The following is a 23,831-nucleotide window of genomic DNA, read 5'->3' on the forward strand; positions in this document are numbered from 1 at the left end:
AATATTATTAAATTCATATCATTACCATACATTATTTGTGGTTTTGTGCGTGTGACCTCAAACAAGTTCCATTGATAATAACCATAAGGTATGAGAGGTCTTATCAGTATCGATGAGAGGATTAGGCAGGAGGGGTTCTGCTGTAGAAGTAAGAAGTAAGGAATTAGATTCTAGGTACAAAAAAGCCCCTAATGATTAGGGGCTTTGAACAAATATCATTGAGTCACTTTCAAGCTTATAGCTGCGCTATCAAGGTTATAGCTCAGCTATCAAAGTTATTGCTCAGTTTCTTCGATAAGCTCTTGAACTGGAGATGCTGGTTTGTTTTGAGCAAAACCGCGCAGGCCAACAACATGTACGTGTTCGTGATCTTTGAAGACCTTACGAACCAGTTTGTAGGTTGTACCTTTCTCTGGGCTAATGTTTTCAGGTGCTGCAATCAGAAGTTGCATACCCAAGCGGTCACACAGTTCAAACAGCGTAGAGATCGACTTAGAATCCAGACGTGCTGCTTCATCAAGGAACAACAAACGACATGGAACGATGTCTTTACTGCGAAGTCGACGAGATTCCTCTTCCCAGCTCTGAATAACCATCAATAGGATTGACTGACCCGTACCGATCGCCTCACCCGTAGACAGTGCGCCCGATTCCGCTTGTAACCAACCATCTGAACCACGGTTAACTTCAACACTCAGCTCTAGGTAGTTACGGTAATCAAGTAGCTCTTCACCCAGAACTTGCGGAGAACGTTGACCCATATCGATATGCGGGTTCACTCGTTGGAACAACTTCGCCATCGCTTCTGAGAAGGTAAAGCGCGTTGATTCAAACAAGTCTTTGTGTTGCTCTTGTTGAGTCGCTAGCCCTGATAGCAAGATCTCGTGGCTTTCACGGATCTTAACGTTCAGACGTACGCCTTTAACCTGACCAAAGTAAATGTTAGACAAACCTTGGTTCAGCATTCGAATACGGTTCTGCTCGCGCTGAATCGTTTTCTTGATGATACTTGCTACGGACTCAGAGCTGATTGCCAGGCGATTTTCACGCTGCGTCAATTCTTCTGTTAGTCGAGCTAGCTCAACTTCCATCTCTTCGATAGCTTCAACCGGATCATCCGTACGAATAATATCCTGGCGAATACGCTCGCGAAGGTGTTGGTAAACCGCAATGTAGAACAAAACCTTACGTTCTGGATGCGCGTTGTCTTCAGAGAGACGCAGCGAATCGCGTAAGTCGTCATTGTCAGCGACAGCCAGACGTAGCGCACCCAATGACTTGTCTGACATTGAGCGAAGTTCGCCCGCCGTTAGGTAAGCCAGTTCACGCTTGTGTAAACGACGTTCAACGTCATTCTCACGAGCTAAACGAAGTACTGAACACCAGCCTGCTTTTGCTGCAACTACGAAGGTACGAAGCTCTGTGTACTCTTTCTGAACTTTCTTAAGACGCTTGGCCAGTGCTTTCATCTCAAGTTCAGTTGATGTAATCGTACGCTCGTATTCGCTCTTACGCCCACGAGAAGTATGCAGACGTTCGTGCAGTTCATCGCGACGACGTACAGCACGTTCTTCAGCGCCTTCATCAGCATTTACGCCAAACTCTTGTAGCTCTTGTTTGAACTCTTGAACCGTTTCTTGCTTCGCTTGATGTGAGCTCTTCAGTGCTGCCAATACTTGGTTGTACTGGTTCATCTGTTCACGAGCTTGTTTCAAGCCATCACGGCCTTTCGTTCGAGCTTGTTCAGCTTGAACCAATTTCGCTTTTAATTGCTCGCTCAGTTCGCTGCTCTTGTTTAGAAGATCAACAGAATCCGCATAGGCAAAGTAGTGACGACGTTCAATCAAGTCAGACAGAGCAAACACTTTACCTTTCAGGCTTTGTAGAGCTTGGTCAGCTTGTTGGTATTGTGCTTCTAGTGTCTCGAACTGTTCAGGGTCTGCGTCTAGTGCAGAAACGATCTGCTCTAAAGACGCCAGTGCCTTGCCATGGTTGTTCAAGTACGACTTAGCTTCGCTCAAGCGCTCTAGTTGCGCTTCTAATTCAGCTAGGCGTTCAGCCAATGTTTCGTCTTCTAAAATACGAACCATTGGTGCTAATTTGTCTAGCGCACCTAATGCCTGCTTGCTTTGTAGTAGCTGACTACGTTGCTGTTGCTCTTTAGAATTTAATTCAGCCAAAGAACGTACAATCTGGTTACGCTTGTCACGAATAGACACTAGTGCCTGTTCAGGGTCAGCGTTAAACGCAACGTGTAGGTGCTTAGCAACAAAACTATTGAATGCTTGGTATAGGCGATTCAGCTTTTGTGCATCAAACGCCGCTTTCGCGTGGTTTTCCACAACAACATCACGCTCTTCACGCAATTTCTCTAAACGTTGTTCACGAGCCGCACGTCCAAATAGCGGGATCTCAGGGAAACGAGAGTAACGCATTTGGCGATCGTTCAGCTGAACACACACCGCGCCCTCTAACTCATCAGCATTGAATGAGCTGTCATCAAATGCGTCGACATCACCTTCAAGGATGTAAAGGTCATCTGGACAATCATCAAGATCCACCAGCTTCTCTTTAATACCATCAAGATCAGAGACCACAATCGCATGACGAGCAGGACCGTACATCGCACTGAAATACGGTGCATCACCAATGGTAATGTCGTCATATATTTCAGAAAGCAGAACGCCACCAAGCGTATCCGCTAAACCTTTCAAACGAGGATCGTTTGAACCACCTGGAGATGCTAAACGCTCAATTTCTTGCTCAAGTTCAGCGCGGCGAGTGGCTAGCTGATCTTTTGCTACTGCTTGAGACTTTTCGTCTTCAAGCACTTGCTGCATTTGAGTCATCACTGCTTGGCTGTCTTCTAGCTCAGCTTCTGTTTGGTCTCTTAGCGCTTCAAGTGCATCGTTAGCTGTAATCCACGCCGGAGCAATTGATTCAAGCTTCTGAATCTCTTGGTCGTAGTTTAGTTGTACACGACGTTGCTCACTCTTCGCTTCACGCAGTTCTTCTTGAGCGTACTCTAGAGACTCGATCTGCATGGTATGACGTTCGCGTTCTTCATCGAAAACCGCTTCGTCAGTCAGCGAAACGTTATGTTGTTTTTGATATTCGATCGCAAGCTCTTTTGCTTGACGCTGCTGTGCTACATCACGAGCTATATCGCGGTGCTGAGCACGCCACTGTTGTTCATTTTCAACAACGTGTTTGGCATTGCGGCCTTTTTCTAGGGCTTGTTTAGCACTGTGAGACGCATCTTTACGCTCAACATCGCCAACAATGCTCTTAACCAAAGACAGCGCTTTGTCGAACTGTGCAGAGGCAGCAGAAGACATGTCGAGCTTATGTTTCGTCGCCAGTAGAGTTTGAGTACTTGATTCTTCTTGTGCTTTTAGCTCAGAAACCAGAGTTAATGCGCTTTCTGCAGTAATAGACTCATCACCAAGTAGCTGCTTCGTTTTCTCTAATGCTTGAACCGCTTGCTGGTATTGAAGCGCACGAGTCTGCTGAACATCCAACGCTTGTTGGTAGTCAGCAAGCTGAGTTTTCAGGCTATCCACTTCTTCTTCAGTAATGGTTGCCTGCTCTTCAGCAAGAAGTACTCGTTCTTGAGCTTCTTCAACCACCATAATCTGCTCTTCGAGACGCTCATTAAGCTCTTCTAAATCTTCACTGTAGCGAGCAATTTTCTCTTGCTGACGCAGTGCAGTTTGAACCAATTGAAGATGATCCGAAGCCGCTTGATAATCTTGCTCTAGTGCCGATTCTTGATCGACCAACAGCTCAAGCTCTTCTTGAACGCGGTTCAACAAGTTGTTTTGATCAAGCAAGGTTTCGCGAGAACCAAATAGTTCACCACGGAACTTCATAGTTTGATCAAGCTTGTTGCGACGATCGTTGGCATGGCGCATGTAATCTGCTGCCACGTAGTTCGTAGACTCCGTGATCAAGTGCTTGAACAAGTCACGATCCGACTGAGTCGTTTTGATCGCTTCTAGCGTCATGCGGTTTTCGCGTAGTGCTGATTCCATGTCTTGGAATGCTTTCTTCACGCCACCATTTTGCGGTAGAAGGTAATCACGCAGAGAACGCGTAATCGCACTAGAAATACCACCGTAAAGTGATGCTTCAATTAAGCGGTAGAACTTAGAACGGTCGCTGCTGTTACGCAATTTCTTCGGTACTACACCGTATTCAAACATCTGTGAGTGGTAATCAACAATCGAAGAAAACGCTTTAAAGTGCGCGCCTTCGTATTGTGCAACCGCCGCTTTTACGTCGTTTAACTGACATACGCGAGCATGGCTGTCTGAAACGTTCTGAATCAACACATCCGTTGGTTTTACATGGCTTGGAAGGCCTTGGATTACGAACGGTTTGATGTCTACTTTCTTATCACGACCCGCTACTTGCTGCAGTTTTACTGCAAACAATAGGCGTTGGTTACGAGAGTTCACCACATCTAGCGCCGCATAACATGCGCCCGGCTGAAGCTTGCCGTAAAGGCCTTTATCACGAGATGACTGTGAACTGCCCGCTTCCGTTGTGTTACGGAAATGGAGAAGGCTTTGGTCAGGGATTAATGCTGTGATGAATGCCGCCATTGTGGTCGACTTACCTGCACCGTTACCGCCAGAAAGCGTTGTAACCAATCCATCAATATCAAAAGTGCGAGCAAAGAAGCCGTTCCAATTGATCATGGTTAATGATTGATACTTGCCTCTTTCAATCATGCTTCACCTTCTACTTTTGTTTGTTCACCATCGTTCGACTCTAAGTCAAAGTCAGCTTGATCGTTAAAAATGTCTTGTTGACCGTTTTCGTCTACATCTGCTTCTAGTTCTGATACCGCTTCTGCTTGTTCTTCATTCAACAAGCTGCCTTGGTTAGGTTCTTGGGTATGAACCACAGCTTCACCATCACGGATAAGACGTAATTGCGCTTCTTTCATATCGTCGCCAACACGAACGTCAGCGCCAAAGCGGAATACCGCTTCGCTGATACGGAACTTGCCGGTTTCACCAATCGCAATCAGCATGCCGATACGGCGTAAACGACGCAAAGAAGTACGTACTTTTTCAAAGAGCTTTTCTTTGTCTAAGTCAGAACCAGATGCGCGGTTCGTTGCTAGCTTCATGAGCTTTTTCTCATCCGCTAACGACATCAATTCATCAAACAGTTCTTGATTGGTGAAGATACCTTCATGAGCAAGACGTTCTGGGCTTAGGTATAAGAAACACAACACCTTACCAACCAGCATGTCTAGCTCAGACAACACACTACGGCCAATCAGAGACGTAGAACGCGGACGCAGGTAGAAGAAACCCTCCGGCGCTTTTACCAGTTCCGTATTGTAGCGTTGGTAAAAATGCTGAAGTTCCACTTCAAAATCAGAAAGCAACGTGTGGTTGTCTAGGTCTTCGGTTGAAACATGCTTACCTGAACGCAGCATGCTATCTAGCGCAGGGAACAACGGGTTCGCTATCGCTTTTACCAGTTTCTCTGGCATGTAATCATCAGTACTTGTTAATGACATTTGCTTGTACCTTTGCACCGAAATCATTGATTGCCTGCCAATCCGGCTGAATAGCCTGATAGTCAGACTCTGAGTAACCTAAGCGCACGGCTTGGTCGACAACAATTCTGGCTAAATCAAAATGGTGTGTGCGAGGGTGTGCTGCGAGGTAATCGCGTAGCACAAGGCCAAGGTCAATTGGCGCGCCTTGCTGTTTGTGAGCTTTTAACATCTCTGCAATTCGTTCTGAAAGCAGATCATTCACTTGCTCAAATTCTTCGTACTCAACGTCGATTGGCGCTTGTCCCATCACTTCATCATCACGAAGCACGAGCGCTTCATCACGAAGATCGGTCAGCTTTTCAGCATCGGCATAGGTCAGTAGCCAAGGCGCATCAAAGTAGTCGGTAACCGACTGACGCAAGCGTTGGCTAAAGGCACGGTTTTTATCCATATCAATCGCGGTACGGATAAACTTATGCACGTGACGGTCATAACCGATCCATAAGTCGATCGCCTGTTGGCCCCAACTTGTGATTCGATCGAGTTTCATTTGCAAACCAAACAAGGTTTCGCCTACGAACTCGAGTTCATCGTCACCGTACACAATTTCTTGAATATCGAGGATCTGGGTTTGCAGTTCGTCACCGGCCGCTTGCAAGGTATCTTGCAATTCTTTTAGCGTCGCAGAAGTTTCTGATAGCAAAGCTTCACAGTTATTAATCGCTTCTCGCCAGTCCTTATTTAAAAGATCGGCAATTTGCTGCTTAACGGTTTGTTGCTGCTCATCCATAACACGTTGGTTAAGATCAATCTGATCGAAAATTTCACCAACTGAATATTTGAGCACGCCGTAAACGTTCTTTTTCCAATGCCCCGGAGTTCCGCCCTTCTGCGCAGCTTCAATGGCTTTTGCCATCTCATCGGCAACCATAGAAAGCTGAATAGACAGTTTTAATTTAGAGAACTGACGGTGACGTAAGTAATAATCAGAGATACCAACGGCCAACGGTGATAAGCGGTAGATGCTCGCACCATCGGTGATTTCACTGGTAAAGCGGCTGATCAACTTCTGTTTAACTAGCTCATTGATGGCATTGTTGGCACGAAACGCAGACGCTTCGCCAGTATCTTCAAACAGGCGAGTGACAATGGTAAATGCATCGTGCAGTTCACCTTCGCCCAACTCTTCATCGAACCTTTCATTGCTTAGTACTGCGATAGCAATCAAAAATGCTAAGCGCTCTGGTGGCAAGTTTAATGAAAAATCATGCTGCTTGACCCAGCCCACCAACTCATCAATTGGCTGCTCTTCGGCAGTTTGAGTCATTTCACTCATTGTGGTTCCTGTTACTGTTCTTCGTCATATCGAACGTATTAGATATGACGCCTATTTCTTTATGACGCGGGCTTGTTACAATTGCATAGCGCATGTTGTGGCTTCTTTTACCACATTCACCGCAGTTATTGCGCAGGTTTTTGAGCCCAAACGTGAATATAACGGCCTAGCGACAGATATGGCTCTTGGCGACATAGCTGTTTTTCTAGTTCCAATACATCTTCAAATTGGTAATCGCCCATGTACTCCATATTACCTATGTAGTCACTGAAAGAGCGAATGCCTGATTTACCACAGATTTCTAGACCGGCGTCTTCTATCCATTGGTAAACCTCTTCTGGCTTCAAGCCTTTTTGTGGTTGCAGCTTAAACCGTTTTCGATGTGGCATCCCATTCAATACATGAGGAATGTTGCCACAAATCACATTTTTCAGGACTAATCCGTGGTGGTTGTAAAACATTATCGAAGCAACGCCACCGGGGTTTACTTGCTCCAACAATAAATCAAGCGCCTCTTTAGGATCTGCGAGCCATTCCATTACGGCATGAAACATCAAAAAATCGACTTTCTCATCGAGATGTTCTGCGACTTTTTGTACCGGAGAATGGATGAATCGATACTGATCTAACAAACCCGCTTCGCTGATACTTTCTTCTGCTAGCTTCAGCATTTCAGAAGAGAGGTCGCAAAGAGAAACGTTATGCCCAAGCGACGCAATTTTTTGCGACATCTGCGCAAGGCCGCCTCCAGCATCAAGCACATGCAGCGGCGAAGCTGATTGCTCAAATTTGCTCAAAGCTTGTTCTAAATCTTCCCATACGATGATCTGACGGATCTCTCCTTTGTCAGAGCCGTAAATGTTTTTTGCAAATTTGTGGGCAATATCGTCGAAATTACGGTCTTCAGTCACGGCTACTTGAGTTATTATGTCCTATCGTGCCTGCTATTCTGTCACAGGAATTTCAGGAATAAAGAGGCGATGTCTCTTTTTACTACTAAGTGATGTTTTTTCGGACTATTCGGATATGTTTGAGCTGAAAAAAGTAGTGTCTTCGTTACTGATGCCACTGCCAGCAATGTTAATTCTCGCTTTTCTGGGTTTAGCCCTAGTGATGTTTACTACCAAAAGGAAGACGGGTTGCCTAATCACCCTTTCAGCCCTCTGTGGTATTTTCCTCATCGCTTTCCAGCCAGTTTCTAATCAACTTTTAATGCCAATGGAAAGGCAACACACCGCTTTTTTACCTGTCGATGAAACCATCGATTACGTGATGGTTCTCGGAAGTGGTCACGTCGTAGACGACCAAATCCCACCAACATCAGAGCTTAGTCGCACCGGTCTAATGCGTTTAAGTGAAGGGATTCGTATTCTACGCCTTTACCCTGGTGCAAAACTCATTTTGTCGGGCTATGGCGCAGGCACTGAAGTGAGCAATGCTAGAATGATGGCCAAAGTTGCGTTGGCACTAGGTGTCTCAAAGCCCGATATCATTCTGCTTGAAACAGCAAAAGACACTTGGGAAGAAGCCCGCCAAGCCGCTGCGTTCGTTAAAAATAAAAGAATGGTACTGGTAACTTCCGCTAGCCATATGACTCGCGCATTGAATGAATTCCATGCTGCCGGCATGAGGCCATTACCAGCACCAACCAACTACCTTGCACAAGAAGGGATTGTTGAACCTTGGAATAAGTACATGCCCAAAGCTCTTTACCTTGAACAAACTGAGCGTTACTGGCACGAAACAATGGGGTTGATGTGGCAAAGCCTGCGTGATTGGCTTGATACAAGTAATGACACCGTTGAAGAACCCATTGTTGTTCCTGAAACATCTCGCTTAGTTGAAGATGACGGTGGTATTTCTGCGGCGCAGCCTCAATAAACTCAACCGAATAAGTAAACTGGATCTTATCAGTAGACATAATCTTACCTGTAAACATAGTTTTATCTGTAGACTCGACCAGATAGGCAAAACTGATTAACCAAGTAATTTGCAGGTTTCCAGTTCGTAAACAGTAAAAGCTAAACAATAAAAAAGCCGAGACATCAATGATGTCTCGGCTTTTTACGTTTAAATATCGTTGTTGATTAGTCATTCCTAAAGGAAATCAATCACCAGCGAACATGTAACCTTCACCGTGAACCGTTACAAAAATTTGTGGATTCTTAGGGTCAAACTCCATCTTCGCACGCATACGACGGATTAACACGTCGATAGTTCGATCGTTTGGAGCATCCACTCGGTGGCTGATCATATTCAGAATGCGTTCACGACTTAATACCTGGTTAGGGTAAGAAGAGAGCGCAACCAACAGTTCATATTCAGCTTTAGTCAGTTTTACCGGTTCGCCGTTTTTGCTTAGCGCACGACGAGGGATATCAAACGTCCACTCACCAAAACGAACCACAGATTCGTCTTCAGTCTCTTCAACCTTACCTGCTGCTGTTTTACGAGCGGCAGAAATGCGCCAAAGTAGGTTTTTAACTCGAACCAATAACTCGCGAAGTTCGAAGGGTTTAGTAACGTAATCGTCAGCGCCCATTTCAAGGCCAACGATTTTGTCGATGCTATCCGTGCGTCCAGTAACTAAAATAATTCCAATGTCTGATTGACTGCGTAATTCGCGAGTTAGCATCAATCCATCTTCGCCTGGTAAGTTGATGTCCAGCATAATGAGGTCAACGTTATTATCTTCTAACACGTTTCTCATTTGAGCGCCGCTTTCCGCTTCGCTTACTGTGTAACCTTCGTTCTGGAAGTATCCGACCAGTTTACTGCGGGTTACCACATCATCTTCTACGACTAATACGTGATAGCTCATCTACACCACTTTTCTTATTTAATAGTTTCAGTGACTATTCTATTCATAACTCGTAACAATTCTAGTGGTACACAAGATAAAAGCCAGAAACATGGATCTTTTTTGATACAAGACAATCTTAAACCTTGCTATTTATCGTCCATCGCAATTCAATATAGGCATTACTACTAACGAGTAACTTTGCGTTTCGCAAATAACCTTGTTATTCAGCCTTGGTGTGCTTTGCACAAGTAACTTCAAGATGCATATAAGTAACACCACAAGACTAAATCAGGATCTAAGAAATGAAAGATACGAAAGCGTTCAACGAGCAAAGAGCAGAAATATACTGGTGGCTATCAAGCTTATTCGCTAAAGAGCTCACTCAAGAAGAACTCGATCACTACCACTCTGTTGAAATTCGTTCTTTCCTAACTGGTTTAGGCGAAAATGAAACACTAAAGCCGGCGATCGATAGCCTAGTGGATGCGCTAAACCGCCTACAAACGCGTGAGGATGCTCAACTAGAATTGTCTGCTGACTTCTGTGACTTATTCTTAAAAACAGATAAGCATGGCGCACTTCCTTACGCTTCTATGTATATCGGTGAGACTGGCCTTTTGAATGATAAGCCAGCAAAAGATATGGAAGAGATCATGGCCAAGCACAACTTAGTGGTGAACCAAGACCTAAAAGAACCAGCTGACCACATCGCTATCGCACTCGACTTCCTTGGCAACTTGATCATCCGTTCTAATGAAACGGAACTTGAAGAAGAGCTAGAGAAATCGTTCATTGTTCAACAGCAATTTATCGAGCAACAACTTCTTACTTGGGTACCAAAGTTCAACGTTAAATGTCATGACGTTGACGAATTCGGTTTCTACGCATCAGTCTCATCTCTGCTACTTGCATTCTGTAAATTGGACACCCAATACCTCGCTGGTGAATAAGCTTATTGGATGACTCGTTAAATAAATTCAGAAGAATGTGACAATTCACCCGGATTTCCGGGTGAATTTTATTGCGAGTAATTTCTAGTCAGTCTAAAATTGTGACCGCAAACGATAAAATATGAAACATTCACGAAATGCTATGCTTATTATAGTTTTGAGCATTTCGGTGTTAAGACAAGCCGCTCAATAGCGGTTTTTTGTTTTTTAGCACTTTAGTACCCAAAGAGCCCTACAAATTTAAGCTCTTAGTTAGGTAGCTTAACGGCTACTTCATTCCGTACTTTGGGAAAGTAGCTTCTAATAGGATAAAACCATGGCCACTATAAAAGATGTCGCTCGCTTAGCAGGCGTATCAACAACAACCGTTTCTCACGTAATCAACAAAACTCGCTTTGTTGCAGAAGCGACGCAAGAAAAAGTAAATAAAGCCGTAGACGAACTGAACTATGCACCAAGTGCCGTTGCTCGTAGTTTGAAGTGCAATACAACCCGCACTATCGGCATGCTAGTTACTCAATCAACTAACCTATTCTTCTCTGAAGTTATCGATGGTGTTGAAAGCTACTGCTACCGTCAAGGTTACACTTTGATTCTGTGTAATACGGGCGGTATCTATGAGAAGCAACGTGACTACATTCGAATGCTTGCAGAGAAACGTGTAGATGGCATCTTAGTTATGTGTTCTGACCTAACTGAAGAGCTAAGAGGCATGTTAGACCGTCACGCTGACATTCCTAAAGTGATTATGGATTGGGGCCCTGAGAGTTCTCAAGCAGATAAGATCATCGACAACTCTGAGGAAGGTGGTTACCTAGCGACCAAATACCTCATTGAGCACGGTCACTCCAAGATTGCTTGTTTAAGTGGCCACTTAGACAAAGCGGCATGTGTTGAACGCATCGCGGGTTACAAACGCGCACTCAACGAAGCTAAGATTGCTACCGATGATAACATGATCATTGAAGGTAACTTCGAGTGTGATACTGCGGTTCTTGCTGCAGAGAAAATCATTAAGATGGTAGATCGCCCAACGGCCGTATTCTGTTTTAACGACACAATGGCACTCGGCCTAATGAGCAGATTGCAAGAGAAAGGAATTCGTATCCCTGAAGATATTTCAGTGATCGGCTATGACAACATCGAGTTGGCTGAATACTTCTCTCCACCGTTAACAACGGTTCACCAACCCAAACGTCGTGTTGGTAAGAACGCTTTCGAAATTTTGTTAGAACGCATTAAAGATAAAGACCATGAAAAGCGTGTGTTCGAAATGCACCCTGAAATTGTTGAGCGAAGCACAGTTAAAACGTTAAATTAATTGATAAATTCAGTTTAATATAATTAAGCGCACCTTTAGGTGCGCTTTTTTTATCAACAACATGAATGAACCTGGTATCATACTGGAAAGATCATTAATTGAAGCAATATCACATTTTGAAATAACAAGTGTGAGCCTCATTCAACAAAAACTTTATTCTATTCAATCAGTCACGCACAGGGCAAATCACTTGAAAGAGTGAGACGCAAAGCTTCCGGCCTAAACCACTCGTTGGTATGGTAGCGGGGTTACCGATGGCAAAATGCAGTAACTACTAATAATTTAGTAATTTACGGCTAATTGACAATTTAATTGCAACATTTTGCTAATCTCTCGGACCTGCTTATTTGGTGGCGTAGTTCAAATACACCGAGATAAATAACATGGATAAACCGATACTAAAGGATTCAATGAAATTATTTGAATCCCTAGGAAAAATAAAATCACGCTCGATGTTTGGTGGCTTCGGTCTTTTTGCTGATGACACTATGTTTGCTCTGGTTGTAAATGACCAGCTGCACATACGAGCAGACAAATGCACAACGAAACAGTTCGAACAACAAGGCTTTCAACCGTACGTCTACAAAAAACGTGGTTTCCCTGTCGTTACTAAATATTTCGCTTTACCCGAAGGCCTGTGGCAAGACCAAGAGAAAATCTTGCAGCTTGCAACGACGTCTCTGGGTTTTGCTAAAGAAGAAAAAGCTGAGCAATCTTCAGCTAAGCCTACTCGACTCAAAGATCTGCCCAACCTTCGACTCGCCACTGAGCGTATGTTGAAAAAAGCAGGGATCGATTCCGTAGAACGTTTATATGAATCTGGCTCTGTAAACGCATTTAACGCCATCAAAGAATCACATGCGTCTTCTGTCAGTATTGAACTACTTTGGGCGCTAGAAGGCGCGATCAATGGCACACATTGGTCTGTTATACCGCAGCAGCGTCGTGAAGAGCTTATCAATCGCGTCAATTAACATTGTAAGTGAAAAACTATATACATAACTAAGCCGCATTTACTGCGGCTTTTTTTATATCTGCTGAAAGTTAATCTATGCTTTGCCTGTCTGTCTATACTAATGGTATACATTGAAAATTTAGAGGAAGTATCAATGAGTAAGAAAATGATATTGGGTATTGTGTTGGTCGTAACCATCGTCTTGTTAGGCGTCAATTTCGGCCAATACCTAACGCTTGAAAATGCCAAGGCCCAACAAGCCGTTTTAAATGACTACATTGATAGCAACTTCATTGCTGCCGCTGCTATCTATTTTGTCGCGTATGTAATGATTACTGCTTTCTCAATTCCTGGTGCTGCTGTTGTGACCCTGTTAGGAGCTGCGCTATTTGGTTTCTGGAATAGTTTGCTGCTGGTCTCTTTCGCCAGTGCCATTGGTGCAACCCTCGCATTTCTAAGTAGCCGCTACCTTTTACGTGACTGGATCCAAACCAAATTTGGTGACAAATTAGCAACGATTAACAAGGGCGTTGAAAAAGACGGAGCATTTTACTTGTTTTCTCTGCGTCTGATTCCTGTATTCCCATTTTTCCTTATCAATCTGTTGATGGGTCTAACACCGATGTCTGTGAGTCGCTATTACATTACAAGTCAAATAGGAATGTTACCGGGTACTGCCGTTTTCTTGAATGCTGGTACTCAACTCGCGGAAATTGATTCACTTTCGGGTATCGTGTCCCCTTCAGTACTATTGTCATTTGCCTTACTGGGTGTATTCCCAATCATTGCTAAATGGTTGATGAATAAATTTCGCTCAGCACCTGTGGCTGAATAACGTATACCTATAATAGCTTAATAACGCATATAGCCAGATAAGGTTCTATCTCAATGAAAATCTTCAGTGCATCGAATCCGACAGAAGCCCACATCATCCGTGGATTACTAGAAAGTGTGAATATTGCGTGTGAAGTCCGTGGTGAAGGGTTATTCGGTTTGAAAGGGGAAATCCCATTTACCGAAGAAACTGACCCCTACGTATGGTTATATGAGCCAGAATTGGCGAGCAAAGCCTGGGCAGTTGTTAATGACTACCAGAAACAGCAAGATTCAATCATTTATGAAGAGTGGCGTTGCGGAGAATGTCATGAAGTCAACGAAGCACAATTTGGTTCTTGTTGGCAGTGCGGTGCTGCTTCACCTGAATAGCAGGTTTTGAAAGGTAAAGTGGCTCCAACGGCCTTTTATAACCACTCGGTCAGATACCTCCTCCAAATAAAAACGGGAAGCTAAAATTAGCTTCCCGTTTTTGTCTCAATTCTATTCGAGCGTCTGTTCTGGTGAAGAATCGAGATAATCACTGAATTTGCTTTTGAATAAAAGCGATAGATCGTTGATTGAATTCTTCAGGGTTTTCTACGTTACATACGTGTCCACAATTCGGAATTTCTACTAGCTCGCTCGACTTATGCGCCTCTACCATTTCTTTTACTGGCTTGATGAACATGTAGTCTCGCTCGCCCATCAAATACAAAGTTGGAATCGGCAACTCTCGGTCTTTGAAGTATTTCATCAATGGGTTTACATCAGCCGTGAGGATAAACCAGCGCTTGAACTCTTTCTGGCACAGTTTTTTGGCTTCGCGGATAAACAGGTGACGTGATTCTTTTTGGCTTTTTTGTGGCATCACAACGTAAGCAAAAAGGCTGTATAACCACATATAAGGAATGATGTGCTTACTCAAGTTACCCAACTTGATTAAGACTTGAGAGCGAGTGTTGAGTTTAGTCACGGCACCACCCAGTACCATTGAACGCACACGGCCAGCCGCTAGCTCTGCGACATTACGGACAATAATCGTGCCCAAAGACATACCTACAAAGTGTGCAGAACGGATTTTCAGATGGTCTAACACCTTAAGAATATCAAGCGTCACCGATTTGAACGTATAACGATTCGAAATCAGCCCTTTGAGGATGTTGTCTGATTTACCATGCCCTCTCAAATCAATGAGAAGCAAGTTGAAGTGCTGTTTATACGCTTTGATCTGCTTAAACCAGATGGAGGAACTGCCTCCTGCGCCATGCACAAATACAACCCACTCATCGCTCGTAGGGTGAGTAAATGTTTTATGAAATAGTAAACTCTCAGACATACCTATCGCTTTAATTATTGGAATGGAGCTCTGCCTCATCACAAGGCGATGGCTAAGGATATCACGCAATCAAGAAATTTAAGTGATAATAGTGTCAAACCTAACATTAGTCATGTGAATACCTACCCCACCTTTTCTACCTGACTAAAATGAGTTTGCAAGTTTTGTCTTCCTAAACGTGATGTGATCTGACCAGAAAACAAAAAGGCACTCTACTATCAGAGCGCCTTCTACTATTAAGTTCAGTTGTTATACATCAGCTTATTTTACAGCTAATTCAGCACGTTAAAATGCAGAATGGTACATCGTAAGGTATTCTTTTGCCGCATCTTCCCAACTAAAATCTTGTTGCATAGCGTAAAGTTGAACACGCTTAATTTCAGCGGGGTTTTGTGCATAAAGTAGTAATGAACGATGCAATACTGCCAGTAACGCTTGCGGTGTTGGCTCTTCAAAAGCAAAGCCGGTCGCTATCTCGGGATCCTGATCGTAATCATTCACACTGTCTTTTAAACCGCCCACAGAGCGAACAATCGGTAACGTACCGTAAGCCATGCTGTAGATTTGGTTTAAGCCACAAGGTTCGAACTCCGAAGGCATCAAGAAGAAATCAGAACCCGCTTCAACTAAGTGCGCAAGCTCATTATTATACGCCTCTACAAACGAGAACTTATCTGAGTGAAGTGCCGACAGCTCTTTCAGCTGACTCGCTAAAACTGGATCACCAGTACCGACAATCACGATCTGAAGATCGTTTTTCAAAAACTGTTCGATGATAGGCAGTAAGTAATGAACACCTTTCTGATTAGTCAAACGACAAACCATGCCATAAACCGCACAATCGGTGACGGGGAGGCCAACATCTTGTTGCAGTTTTTGCTTACAAGCTGACTTCCCACGAACCATGCTGTGCTTTGTCGCTTTGAATTTACGAGGGAGGAAAGCGTCCGTTTCCGGGTTCCAAGCTCCGTAATCACAACCATTCAAAATGCCAAAAAGATCCGCGGATCTGTACTGGAATTCTGCTGCCATACCGTGACTGCCTAATTCCGTTTTCAACTCCTCGGCATACGTTGGACTTACTGCGTTCACCTTATCAGCACACATCACGCCGGCTCTCAGCATAGTGACATGCGTGTCACTCACTGAAGCTTCAGGCACATTGTAGCTATGCATTTCTGGTAGAAATTGCAGTTCATCGTATGCGAACACACCTTTGAAAACCGCGTTGTGAATTGAGATAACACTGCATGTATTTTCAAAGAAATCATGTTGTTGATAACGTGATTTAAGCAAAAAAGGAACAAAGCCTGTATGCCAGTCATTTGCATGAATGATATCAGGTTGGAAGCCAAGCTTAGGAAGCATATCAAGGCAGGCTGCACTGAAGAACGAGAAACGCTCTCCGTTATCTGCGTAAGCTTGATTATTTTCTGCGTACATTTCTGGACGGTCGAAATATTTGGCACATTCGATACCAAAAACTTGAACACCCTCTATACTCAGTTTTTTGACTTGGTAAGCGGTATGAGGCCAATGATCGAGCTCGGTCGATAAAATGACTTCGGCTGCATCAATGTTTGGAATGTTTCTATACGCGGGAATAGTCACTCGAACGTCCTGTTCGAGTGTTTGTAACGCTTTCGGCAGTGCCTTGGCTACATCAGCCAAGCCACCACTTTTAATCAAGCCTTCAACTTCAGACGCTACAAAAAGTACCGAGAGAGTTTTAGTAACCAACTCGCGCTCCTTTAGAAATAACAACTACACCATCGTCAGATACGTGGTAATGCTTTTTGTCTTCTGTCAGGTTTACACCAATTTGAGTGCCTGGTGCGATGTCTGCATCTTTATCAATGATAACGCGACGAAGTATACAACCCTCGCCCACCTTCACATCACCTAATAAAATACTCTCACTAATATCACACGCTGATGCGATATTGCTGCGGAAGCCTAAAACACTCTTTTCAATACGCGAACCACGTACGTAACTACCGCTACACACAAGACTATCAATGATCTGAATTCGACCATTAGCCGAGTCAGTAAACGTAGCTGGTGGTAGTGGCGGATAGTAAGTGTGTAGAGGCCATTTACGGTTATATAGCGAGAATGGTGCATCTTTCTTAAGAAGGTCCATATGTGCTTGCCAGTACGCATCAATCGTACCTACATCGCGCCAGTAAACTTCTTCTTTCTCACCAGTAATACGGTTGGTGCTGAAATCATAAACAAACACATCACCGCGTGGGAACATGTTTGGAATAATGTCTTTCCCGAAGTCATGTGAAGATTCAGGTTTATCTGCATCTTCCGTTAGTTCAGCAAAAAGTTCTTTCGCTTCAAACACGTAGTTGCCCATTGAAACGAGCGCAGACTCTGGGTCTCCTGGAATCGACTTCGGATTTGCAGGCTTCTCTTCAAAGCCAATCATACGGCCTTCAGCATCCACCTCGATAACACCGAATTCTGATGCTTCAGCAAGCGGCATACGCAGTGCAGAAACGGTTAACGCTGCTTTCTTTTCTTTATGGAAATCAAGCATTTGTTTGATGTCCATTTTATAGATATGGTCAGAACCAAAAATACAGACTTGATCAGGTTCTTCCAGCTCCATAAAGCCCATATTTTGGTAGATAGCATCTGCTGTGCCTTCATACCAACGCTTTCCTTTACGCATTTGCGCAGGAATTGGGTCGATAAAACGATCTGTGATGCCACTGATATTCCAACCTTTTTTCATGTGGTGGAACAGAGATTGTGACTTAAATTGTGTTAATACGTAGATCTTCATAAGATCAGCATTAACGAAGTTGTTCAAAGCGAAATCAATTAAGCGGTAACTACCACCGAAAGGAACCGAGGGTTTGCTGCGAGATTCAGTCAAAGGTCTTAAGCGAGAGCCTTCACCACCAGCAAGAATCATTCCCAATACACCAGCCATTTTATTCTCCATATATCTATAGCTTGTCGATGTCAGTACTCGTAGAGGTGTCTTCCTCTGGGGGATGAGCACTAACACTTATTTCGGTACTTAACGAATATTCATTCACATACAGTGACAATATCCTAAGCCAAACGTTGTTATGCGTGCACTATTCTTTGCACTTGGTTTTATATACGTTATCGACTTTTCGGTCGATTTCAATTTTTAATACGCCATTCTGTGCTATGTAAGCTGATTGCTTTCCTAAGACTTAAAGCAGCTCACACTACACCGTGCGGGCGAAACATTACATTAACACCCGTCACACATCAGGTATACAACTAAACACTGATCTTTGAGTTACAATATTTGAATTAAGTTACATTCTCGTTAAAGTTGCATAAGAAGATATAATTAATCATCTCCATTTATTTTACCCTGTGAATTTAATAAATTATCGCAATCGACACAGCAAATCAACCAGTTGCATAATTAGTCGTATTTTGGTCAAAAAAAAACAGCCTAATGGCTGCTTTTTTTCAAATAACGTTCAGTTACTTCTCTTTAGGCTTTTTACGTTTATCCGTAATTTCCCACTTACCATCGATGTACAACGCAGTCCAACCAGATGGTTTGCCATCCGCTTCAGTACGAACGTAGTTCTCTTTTGTCTTACGACTAAAACGAACGACTGTCGGCTTGCCATCAGGATCAGCAACCGGTGCTGATGTCAGGTATTGGAATTTAGGTGAAATACGGTCTTTAAAACGCACTAGCTCTTCCACTAATGGCGCACGTGTTTCACGTGATTTAGGAAAGTTGCTCGCTGCCATAAATAGACCAGAAGCACCGTCACGAAGTACGAAGTACGCATCTGAATTTTCACATGGAAGTTCAGGGAAATGCACTGGGTCTTCTTTAGGTGGCGCTACTTCGCCATTTCTCAGAATCTTACGAGTGTTCTTACAATCTTCACTCGTACAGTCCATGTATTTACCGAAACGACCGTTCTTCAGAACCATGTCAGAACCACACTTGTCACACTCAACAAGTGGGCCATCGTAGCCTTTGACTTTGAATTCGCCATGTTCAACCACATAACCTTCACAGTTAGGGTTGTTACCACACACGTGCATCTTACGCTTATCATCAATCAGATAAGCATCCATTGCCGTTTCACAAATAGGACAACGCTTTTTCGCTCGAAGTGCTGCTGTTTCAACGTCTTCTTCAAGAACGTTGATAATACCTTCTTCATCACCAAGGTTGATTGTTGTCTTACAACGCTCTTTTGGTGGAAGTGCATAACCAGAACAACCTAGGAATACGCCTGTCGAAGCCGTACGAATACCCATTTTACGGCTACAAGTTGGACACTCAATATCGGTTTCTACGATATGATTTGGCTTCATGCCACCAGCATCTTCGTCTAAATCCGCTTTTTCCAAATCGCCAGTAAAGTCTTCGAAGAAGTTATCTAGCACGCCTTTCCAGCTTGCTTCGCCTTCTGCAATTTGGTCTAACTTCTGCTCCATACGAGCAGTAAAGTCATAGTTCATTAGATCATTGAAACTGCCATCTAGACGGTCGGTAACAATTTCACCCATCTTCTCAGCATAGAAACGGCGCTGTTCAACTTTTACATAACCGCGATCTTGAATCGTCGAGATGATTGATGCGTAAGTTGAAGGACGACCAATACCGCGCTTCTCAAGCTCTTTAACTAGCGCAGCTTCAGTGAAACGTGCTGGTGGCTTAGTGAAGTGCTGTTTAGGGTCGAGTGCGATTAAGTCTAGCTTTTCACCAACCTGTACAGCAGGAAGAATAGTATCTTCATTTTTGCCCATTGGACGTTGAACGCGAGTCCAACCGTCAAACTTAAGAATACGGCCTTTCGCTTTTAACGTGTACTCATCCGCTTTAACGCTTACTGTCGTTGAATCGTATTGCGCAGGTGTCATTTGACAAGCAACGAATTGATTCCAAATCAGTGAATATAGCTTGTGTGCGTCTGCGTCTACGCCGTTTAGGTCTTCCGACTTAACATCTACACTTGAAGGACGAATCGCTTCGTGGGCCTCTTGAGCGCCCTCTTTGCTGCCGTATACAAGTGCTTTAGGTGGAAGATATTGCGCGCCGTACTCAGAACCAATGTATTCACGAGCGGCTTCTACAGCTTCTGAACTCAAGTTCGTTGAGTCAGTACGCATATAAGTGATGTAACCCGCTTCATACAGACGTTGAGCCAGCATCATGGTTTTCTTCACGCCGTAACCAAGACGCGTACTCGCCGCTTGTTGCAGCGTAGACGTGATGTAAGGTGCAGACGGCTTACTCTTAGTAGGGCGGTCTTCACGTTTACATACTTCGTATTGCGCTTTTTCTAAAACGCTAACTGCAGCTTGTGTTTGCGCTTCATTATCAGGTTTAAACGCAACACCGTCTTTCTGAGCGACTTGCAGTCTGAAATCTGTTTTCTCTGCTGTTTTGGTATCAGCATGCACATCCCAGAACTCTTCGGGGATAAAAGCGTTGATCTCGCGCTCGCGCTCAACCAGTAGTTTTACAGCGACTGATTGAACACGGCCAGCGGATAGGCCTCGTGCGACTTTCTTCCAAAGCAGTGGTGACACCATAAAGCCAACAACACGGTCCATAAAACGTCGTGCTTGTTGTGCGTTTACGCCATCAATGTTTAGCTCACCTGGAGTTTCAAAAGCTTGTTGAATAGCATTTTTAGTGATTTCGTTAAAAACCACTCGCTTGTATCGCGTTTCATCACCACCGATGATCTCACGAAGGTGCCATGCGATAGCTTCTCCTTCGCGGTCCAAATCGGTTGCGAGATAAACATGGTCTGCGTTCTCAGCCAGTTTTTGCAATTCAGCAACGACTTTTTCTTTACCAGGTAAAATTTGGTAGTTCGCTTCCCACTCTTGATATGGGTTGATACCCATCTTTTTAATGAGAGCTTTGCGATCTTTTTCTTTCTTGATACGAGCTTTATCTTCTGGGCTCATACCCTTGGTTGAAACTGCAGCAGCCTTTTGACCAGTACTTTGACCCGCCGTTGGTAAATCACGTACGTGACCTACACTCGACTTAACGACAAAGTCTTTGCCAAGATATTTATTGATAGTTTTAGCCTTGGCTGGCGACTCCACTATAACGAGCGATTTACCCATATTGACTCTAACGTCCTTAATCACGATGCTTCAGCACCAACAATTTAGCTTGTGGGCTTTTACGCATGATATTCTAAATTCATTGCTTCTTTTTTTACTATTGTGCGAGATTACTAGAAGATCAACCGCTTTTTTCAAAATTGGATCTGATCGCTCGACAATTCGACGACTCATAGAGAAAAGGGGCACAATATAAAGAAGCTATAAAGTACTCACTAAGAATACTTGCAAGAGCCTATTCATCAGGCATTACGTCTAAACGGGCTCATACTAAGCTTGTCCGCGAATCTAACGCGAGCCCCATTCAATTATTTTTGCCGTAAATCACAAAATAAATTGTGGATGTTTGAAAAGACTCTCTTAATCGGTTGTGAAATCATTGAATTTCTAGTTCGACACCATAAACTCAACGTTATATTCAGTTATCAGAGATAAACTCATGACAAAGAAAGTAATAGCAGAATTTGATTTACTGCTTATCGCAAACCAAATTATCCAATCACATGATGACTACATTGAAGGCATGCGCGCAAACAGCGTAGTAGAAAAAGACGATGTCCTCATCTTCAAAGGTGAATACTTCTTAGACAGCAATGGAATGCCGACAGAGAATACAACCGCAGTATTTAACATGTTTAAATACTTAGCGCACCATCTTTCAATAGAATTTACGCTTCAACAATAACGAAAAAGCTTGCCATTTAGGCAAGCTTTTTTACTTCCTGGACCTTTATATGCTTAGCATTTTTATTGACTCAGCATTTTCAGCTTGTCGAAGTAGTCAGGGAAAGTCTTTGAAGTACAACCTGGATCATTAATTGTCACACGAGTATCGCTCAAGGCAACCAACGAGAAACACATCGCCATACGGTGATCATCATAGGTATCGATCGCCGCATGTGTCAGTTGAGCAACAGGGTTAACGATGATGTAATCTTCACCTTCTTCGACCTCTGCGCCAACTTTACGAAGCTCTGTAGCCATAGCCGCTAAGCGATCGGTCTCTTTCACACGCCAGTTGTAAACATTACGGATTGCCGTTGTACCTTTAGCAAACAAAGCTGTCGTTGCGATAGTCATCGCTGCATCTGGGATATGGTTATAGTCCATATCGATGCCTTTCAGCTCACCACAACGAGAGATCACGTAGTCGTCACCCCATTCGATTTCTGCACCCATTTTCTCAAGCGCATCAGCAAATTGGATATCACCTTGGATACTGTTTTTACCAATACCCGTTACTTTAATCTCACCGCCTTTAATCGCTGCGGCAGCAAGGAAGTATGACGCAGATGATGCATCACCCTCAACCAAGAAATCACCCGGTGCTGAGTAAGATTGCCCAGTCGGAATTACGAACTCTTGGTAATCGTTGTTGATCACATCCACACCAAATTGTTTCATAATGTGTAGCGTGATATCGATGTAAGGTTTAGAAACCAATTCACCCTCAATTTTGATTGTTACCTCACCTTCAGCTAAAGGCGCAGCCATCAAAAATGCCGTCAAAAATTGGCTAGAGATAGAACCATCGATTGAAACCGTACCGCTTTTAAGGCCAGTACCCGTGATCTTCAATGGTGGGTAATTTTCGTTTTCTAGGTATTCAACGTCGGCGCCGGCTTCTTGCAATGCTGTCACTAAGTGACCGATTGGTCGCTCTTTCATGCGAGGCTCGCCAGTCAGAACATATTCACCACGCCCCAAACAAAGTGCAGCAGCCAGCGGGCGCATCGCCGTACCCGCATTGCCTAAGAAAAGCTCTAGGGCTTTGTCACTTGAGAATGCACCACCCACACCCGTCACTTCACAGACGGTTTTGTCTGCAGACAGCTGATAATCAACACCTAATTGCGTTAAAGCATTCAGCATATGGCGAATATCATCACTGTCTAGTAAGTTTGTTAGGCGCGTGGTTCCCGTTGAAAGTGCAGCCAAAAGAAGTGCACGGTTGGAAACACTTTTTGAGCCAGGTAGATTAACTTCCCCGCTCACTTTTTGAATTGGTTGTAACGTAAGGCTTTCCATTAAATCTTATAGTCCTTGTACCACCCGAAGTCACTGGCGCGTATTTATTTTCGGGTGATGAATAATTCTTCGTACTTGCAGACTAACGAACTTTTCCAATGAACTCCAGAGCTAATCCCCTCGATAAAGGCGATTAATTAGCCAACTAAACACATTTACATACTAGTACACGATATCAACTCGGACGCCGTCTGAAAAATAGAGAATTCGCACATCATCACCTCGGTTAAACAACATCGAGTTATCGACGTCTTGGATGATGTTAACCAACTTGTCATCTTTAGTTTTGACCAATAATTCGACGAGCTTATATTCCACTTTGTATTGTGTGTTACCTCGATTGCGAGCAATCCCGGCGCCCGCCACAGCACCGACGGCCGTTGCGACTTCTTTGCCGGTACCGCCACCAAATTGATTACCAATCAAGCCACCAATAGCCGCACCTAACAAGGTTTCCCAACCATTCGCTTTCGACTCTACGATCTCTTGTTGGGTAATGTATCTGACCGTGTCAATCTCACCATAAACGACCTCATTGACTGGTCGAGCTTGGTTTCTGTTGTAAGCTGCATTTGCCAACATGGGCAAAACAAGTAAAATCCAAAGCAACTTTTTCATGGTAAAACTCCTAAAGACCTCTTGGTCAGTGAT

General features: G+C 43.8%; 18 protein-coding genes and 1 riboswitch. Of the genes, 7 read left to right on the plus strand and 11 right to left on the minus strand.

Going from position 1 to position 23,831, the window contains the following annotated elements:
- Positions 1 to 275: 275 nt before the first annotated feature.
- The 4 genes from mukB to cmoM all read right to left on the minus strand — a co-directional run bounded on the left by mukB (position 276) and on the right by cmoM (position 7,768).
- Positions 276 to 4,736 (minus strand): chromosome partition protein MukB, encoded by a 4,461-nt coding sequence (mukB, locus tag AC3CH4_RS09935; protein WP_488542909.1) that lies wholly within the window; start codon positions 4,734 to 4,736, stop codon positions 276 to 278.
- The gene (gene mukE / locus AC3CH4_RS09940) at positions 4,733 to 5,539 is read right to left on the minus strand and encodes a chromosome partition protein MukE (RefSeq protein ID WP_488542910.1); all 807 of its coding nucleotides are present in this window, start codon (positions 5,537 to 5,539) and stop codon (positions 4,733 to 4,735) included. The genes mukB and mukE overlap by 4 nt, the downstream gene beginning before the upstream one ends.
- Complete coding sequence (gene mukF / locus AC3CH4_RS09945; protein ID WP_017078171.1) at positions 5,520 to 6,857, minus strand: chromosome partition protein MukF; 1,338 nt, start codon at positions 6,855 to 6,857, stop codon at positions 5,520 to 5,522. Before mukF ends, mukE begins: the two co-directional genes overlap by 20 nt.
- A 125-nt stretch (positions 6,858 to 6,982) precedes the next feature.
- Complete coding sequence (gene cmoM, locus AC3CH4_RS09950; RefSeq protein ID WP_145565062.1) at positions 6,983 to 7,768, minus strand: tRNA uridine 5-oxyacetic acid(34) methyltransferase CmoM; 786 nt, start codon at positions 7,766 to 7,768, stop codon at positions 6,983 to 6,985.
- Positions 7,769 to 7,883: 115 nt separating this feature from the next.
- On the opposite strand from cmoM, the gene elyC reads away from it, so the two are divergent.
- Positions 7,884 to 8,738, plus strand: a complete 855-nt coding sequence (gene elyC, locus AC3CH4_RS09955) for an envelope biogenesis factor ElyC (RefSeq protein WP_171310799.1) — start codon at positions 7,884 to 7,886, stop codon at positions 8,736 to 8,738.
- Positions 8,739 to 8,964: 226 nt separating this feature from the next.
- Here elyC and torR read toward each other — a convergent pair whose 3' ends face one another.
- Positions 8,965 to 9,678 (minus strand): two-component system response regulator TorR, encoded by a 714-nt coding sequence (gene torR, locus AC3CH4_RS09960; RefSeq protein ID WP_054547289.1) that lies wholly within the window; start codon positions 9,676 to 9,678, stop codon positions 8,965 to 8,967.
- Between the two features lie 284 nt (positions 9,679 to 9,962).
- On the opposite strand from torR, the gene torD reads away from it, so the two are divergent.
- The 5 genes from torD to AC3CH4_RS09985 all read left to right on the plus strand — a co-directional run bounded on the left by torD (position 9,963) and on the right by AC3CH4_RS09985 (position 14,092).
- Entirely contained in the window at positions 9,963 to 10,610 is a 648-nt protein-coding gene (torD, locus tag AC3CH4_RS09965) for a molecular chaperone TorD (RefSeq protein WP_108149821.1), read from the plus strand.
- A 316-nt stretch (positions 10,611 to 10,926) separates the two neighbouring features.
- Positions 10,927 to 11,931 (plus strand): HTH-type transcriptional repressor PurR, encoded by a 1,005-nt coding sequence (purR, locus tag AC3CH4_RS09970; RefSeq protein ID WP_065204902.1) that lies wholly within the window; start codon positions 10,927 to 10,929, stop codon positions 11,929 to 11,931.
- A 170-nt stretch (positions 11,932 to 12,101) separates the two neighbouring features.
- Positions 12,102 to 12,187, plus strand: a riboswitch (cyclic di-GMP riboswitch).
- A 127-nt stretch (positions 12,188 to 12,314) separates the two neighbouring features.
- Positions 12,315 to 12,905 carry a TfoX/Sxy family DNA transformation protein gene (locus tag AC3CH4_RS09975; RefSeq protein ID WP_004736448.1) on the plus strand — a complete coding sequence of 197 codons (591 nt, stop codon included), beginning with the start codon at positions 12,315 to 12,317 and terminating at the stop codon, positions 12,903 to 12,905.
- A gap of 135 nt (positions 12,906 to 13,040) precedes the next feature.
- Positions 13,041 to 13,721, plus strand: a complete 681-nt coding sequence (locus AC3CH4_RS09980) for a TVP38/TMEM64 family protein (protein ID WP_004736447.1) — start codon at positions 13,041 to 13,043, stop codon at positions 13,719 to 13,721.
- A 53-nt stretch (positions 13,722 to 13,774) separates the two neighbouring features.
- Complete coding sequence (locus AC3CH4_RS09985; protein ID WP_372243976.1) at positions 13,775 to 14,092, plus strand: putative signal transducing protein; 318 nt, start codon at positions 13,775 to 13,777, stop codon at positions 14,090 to 14,092.
- Positions 14,093 to 14,240: 148 nt separating this feature from the next.
- Here AC3CH4_RS09985 and AC3CH4_RS09990 read toward each other — a convergent pair whose 3' ends face one another.
- The 4 genes from AC3CH4_RS09990 to topA form a co-directional block, all read right to left on the minus strand.
- Entirely contained in the window at positions 14,241 to 15,038 is a 798-nt protein-coding gene (locus AC3CH4_RS09990; RefSeq protein ID WP_054547286.1) for an alpha/beta fold hydrolase, read from the minus strand.
- A 285-nt stretch (positions 15,039 to 15,323) separates the two neighbouring features.
- A complete protein-coding gene (gene glgA / locus AC3CH4_RS09995) occupies positions 15,324 to 16,778 on the minus strand; it encodes a glycogen synthase GlgA (RefSeq protein ID WP_488542911.1) in 1,455 nt (484 codons plus the stop codon).
- Positions 16,768 to 17,985 (minus strand): glucose-1-phosphate adenylyltransferase, encoded by a 1,218-nt coding sequence (gene glgC / locus AC3CH4_RS10000; RefSeq protein ID WP_017078163.1) that lies wholly within the window; start codon positions 17,983 to 17,985, stop codon positions 16,768 to 16,770. Before glgC ends, glgA begins: the two co-directional genes overlap by 11 nt.
- Positions 17,986 to 18,521: 536 nt before the next feature.
- The gene (topA, locus tag AC3CH4_RS10005; RefSeq protein ID WP_054547284.1) at positions 18,522 to 21,152 is read right to left on the minus strand and encodes a type I DNA topoisomerase; all 2,631 of its coding nucleotides are present in this window, start codon (positions 21,150 to 21,152) and stop codon (positions 18,522 to 18,524) included.
- 439 nt (positions 21,153 to 21,591) lie between these two features.
- Between topA and AC3CH4_RS10010 the strand changes: the two genes are divergently transcribed.
- Entirely contained in the window at positions 21,592 to 21,837 is a 246-nt protein-coding gene (locus AC3CH4_RS10010; protein WP_488542912.1) for a YciN family protein, read from the plus strand.
- 62 nt (positions 21,838 to 21,899) lie between these two features.
- Here the strand turns inward: AC3CH4_RS10010 and aroA are convergent, their stop codons facing one another.
- Both aroA and AC3CH4_RS10020 read right to left on the minus strand, forming a co-directional pair.
- On the minus strand, positions 21,900 to 23,180 hold the full coding sequence (aroA, locus tag AC3CH4_RS10015; RefSeq protein ID WP_488542913.1) for a 3-phosphoshikimate 1-carboxyvinyltransferase: 1,281 nt from the start codon (positions 23,178 to 23,180) through the stop codon (positions 21,900 to 21,902).
- A 162-nt stretch (positions 23,181 to 23,342) separates the two neighbouring features.
- Positions 23,343 to 23,798 (minus strand): outer membrane lipoprotein, encoded by a 456-nt coding sequence (locus tag AC3CH4_RS10020; RefSeq protein ID WP_065677235.1) that lies wholly within the window; start codon positions 23,796 to 23,798, stop codon positions 23,343 to 23,345.
- Between the last annotated feature and the right edge of the window lie 33 nt (positions 23,799 to 23,831).

This window comes from Vibrio sp. QJM3NY_26 (assembly GCF_057786005.1).

What these genes read in the sequence shown, in the direction of transcription:
- mukE (WP_488542910.1), bottom strand. Translation starts at nt 5,539, where the DNA reads ATGTCATTAACAAGTACTGATGATTACATGCCAGAGAAACTGGTAAAA.
- mukF (WP_017078171.1), bottom strand. Translation starts at nt 6,857, where the DNA reads ATGAGTGAAATGACTCAAACTGCCGAAGAGCAGCCAATTGATGAGTTG.
- mukB (WP_488542909.1), bottom strand. Translation starts at nt 4,736, where the DNA reads ATGATTGAAAGAGGCAAGTATCAATCATTAACCATGATCAATTGGAAC.
- AC3CH4_RS10020 (WP_065677235.1), bottom strand. Translation starts at nt 23,798, where the DNA reads ATGAAAAAGTTGCTTTGGATTTTACTTGTTTTGCCCATGTTGGCAAAT.
- elyC (WP_171310799.1), top strand. Translation starts at nt 7,884, where the DNA reads ATGTTTGAGCTGAAAAAAGTAGTGTCTTCGTTACTGATGCCACTGCCA.
- AC3CH4_RS09975 (WP_004736448.1), top strand. Translation starts at nt 12,315, where the DNA reads ATGGATAAACCGATACTAAAGGATTCAATGAAATTATTTGAATCCCTA.
- torR (WP_054547289.1), bottom strand. Translation starts at nt 9,678, where the DNA reads ATGAGCTATCACGTATTAGTCGTAGAAGATGATGTGGTAACCCGCAGT.
- torD (WP_108149821.1), top strand. Translation starts at nt 9,963, where the DNA reads ATGAAAGATACGAAAGCGTTCAACGAGCAAAGAGCAGAAATATACTGG.
- AC3CH4_RS09990 (WP_054547286.1), bottom strand. Translation starts at nt 15,038, where the DNA reads ATGTCTGAGAGTTTACTATTTCATAAAACATTTACTCACCCTACGAGC.
- aroA (WP_488542913.1), bottom strand. Translation starts at nt 23,180, where the DNA reads ATGGAAAGCCTTACGTTACAACCAATTCAAAAAGTGAGCGGGGAAGTT.
- AC3CH4_RS09985 (WP_372243976.1), top strand. Translation starts at nt 13,775, where the DNA reads ATGAAAATCTTCAGTGCATCGAATCCGACAGAAGCCCACATCATCCGT.
- purR (WP_065204902.1), top strand. Translation starts at nt 10,927, where the DNA reads ATGGCCACTATAAAAGATGTCGCTCGCTTAGCAGGCGTATCAACAACA.
- AC3CH4_RS09980 (WP_004736447.1), top strand. Translation starts at nt 13,041, where the DNA reads ATGAGTAAGAAAATGATATTGGGTATTGTGTTGGTCGTAACCATCGTC.
- glgC (WP_017078163.1), bottom strand. Translation starts at nt 17,985, where the DNA reads ATGGCTGGTGTATTGGGAATGATTCTTGCTGGTGGTGAAGGCTCTCGC.
- AC3CH4_RS10010 (WP_488542912.1), top strand. Translation starts at nt 21,592, where the DNA reads ATGACAAAGAAAGTAATAGCAGAATTTGATTTACTGCTTATCGCAAAC.
- topA (WP_054547284.1), bottom strand. Translation starts at nt 21,152, where the DNA reads ATGGGTAAATCGCTCGTTATAGTGGAGTCGCCAGCCAAGGCTAAAACT.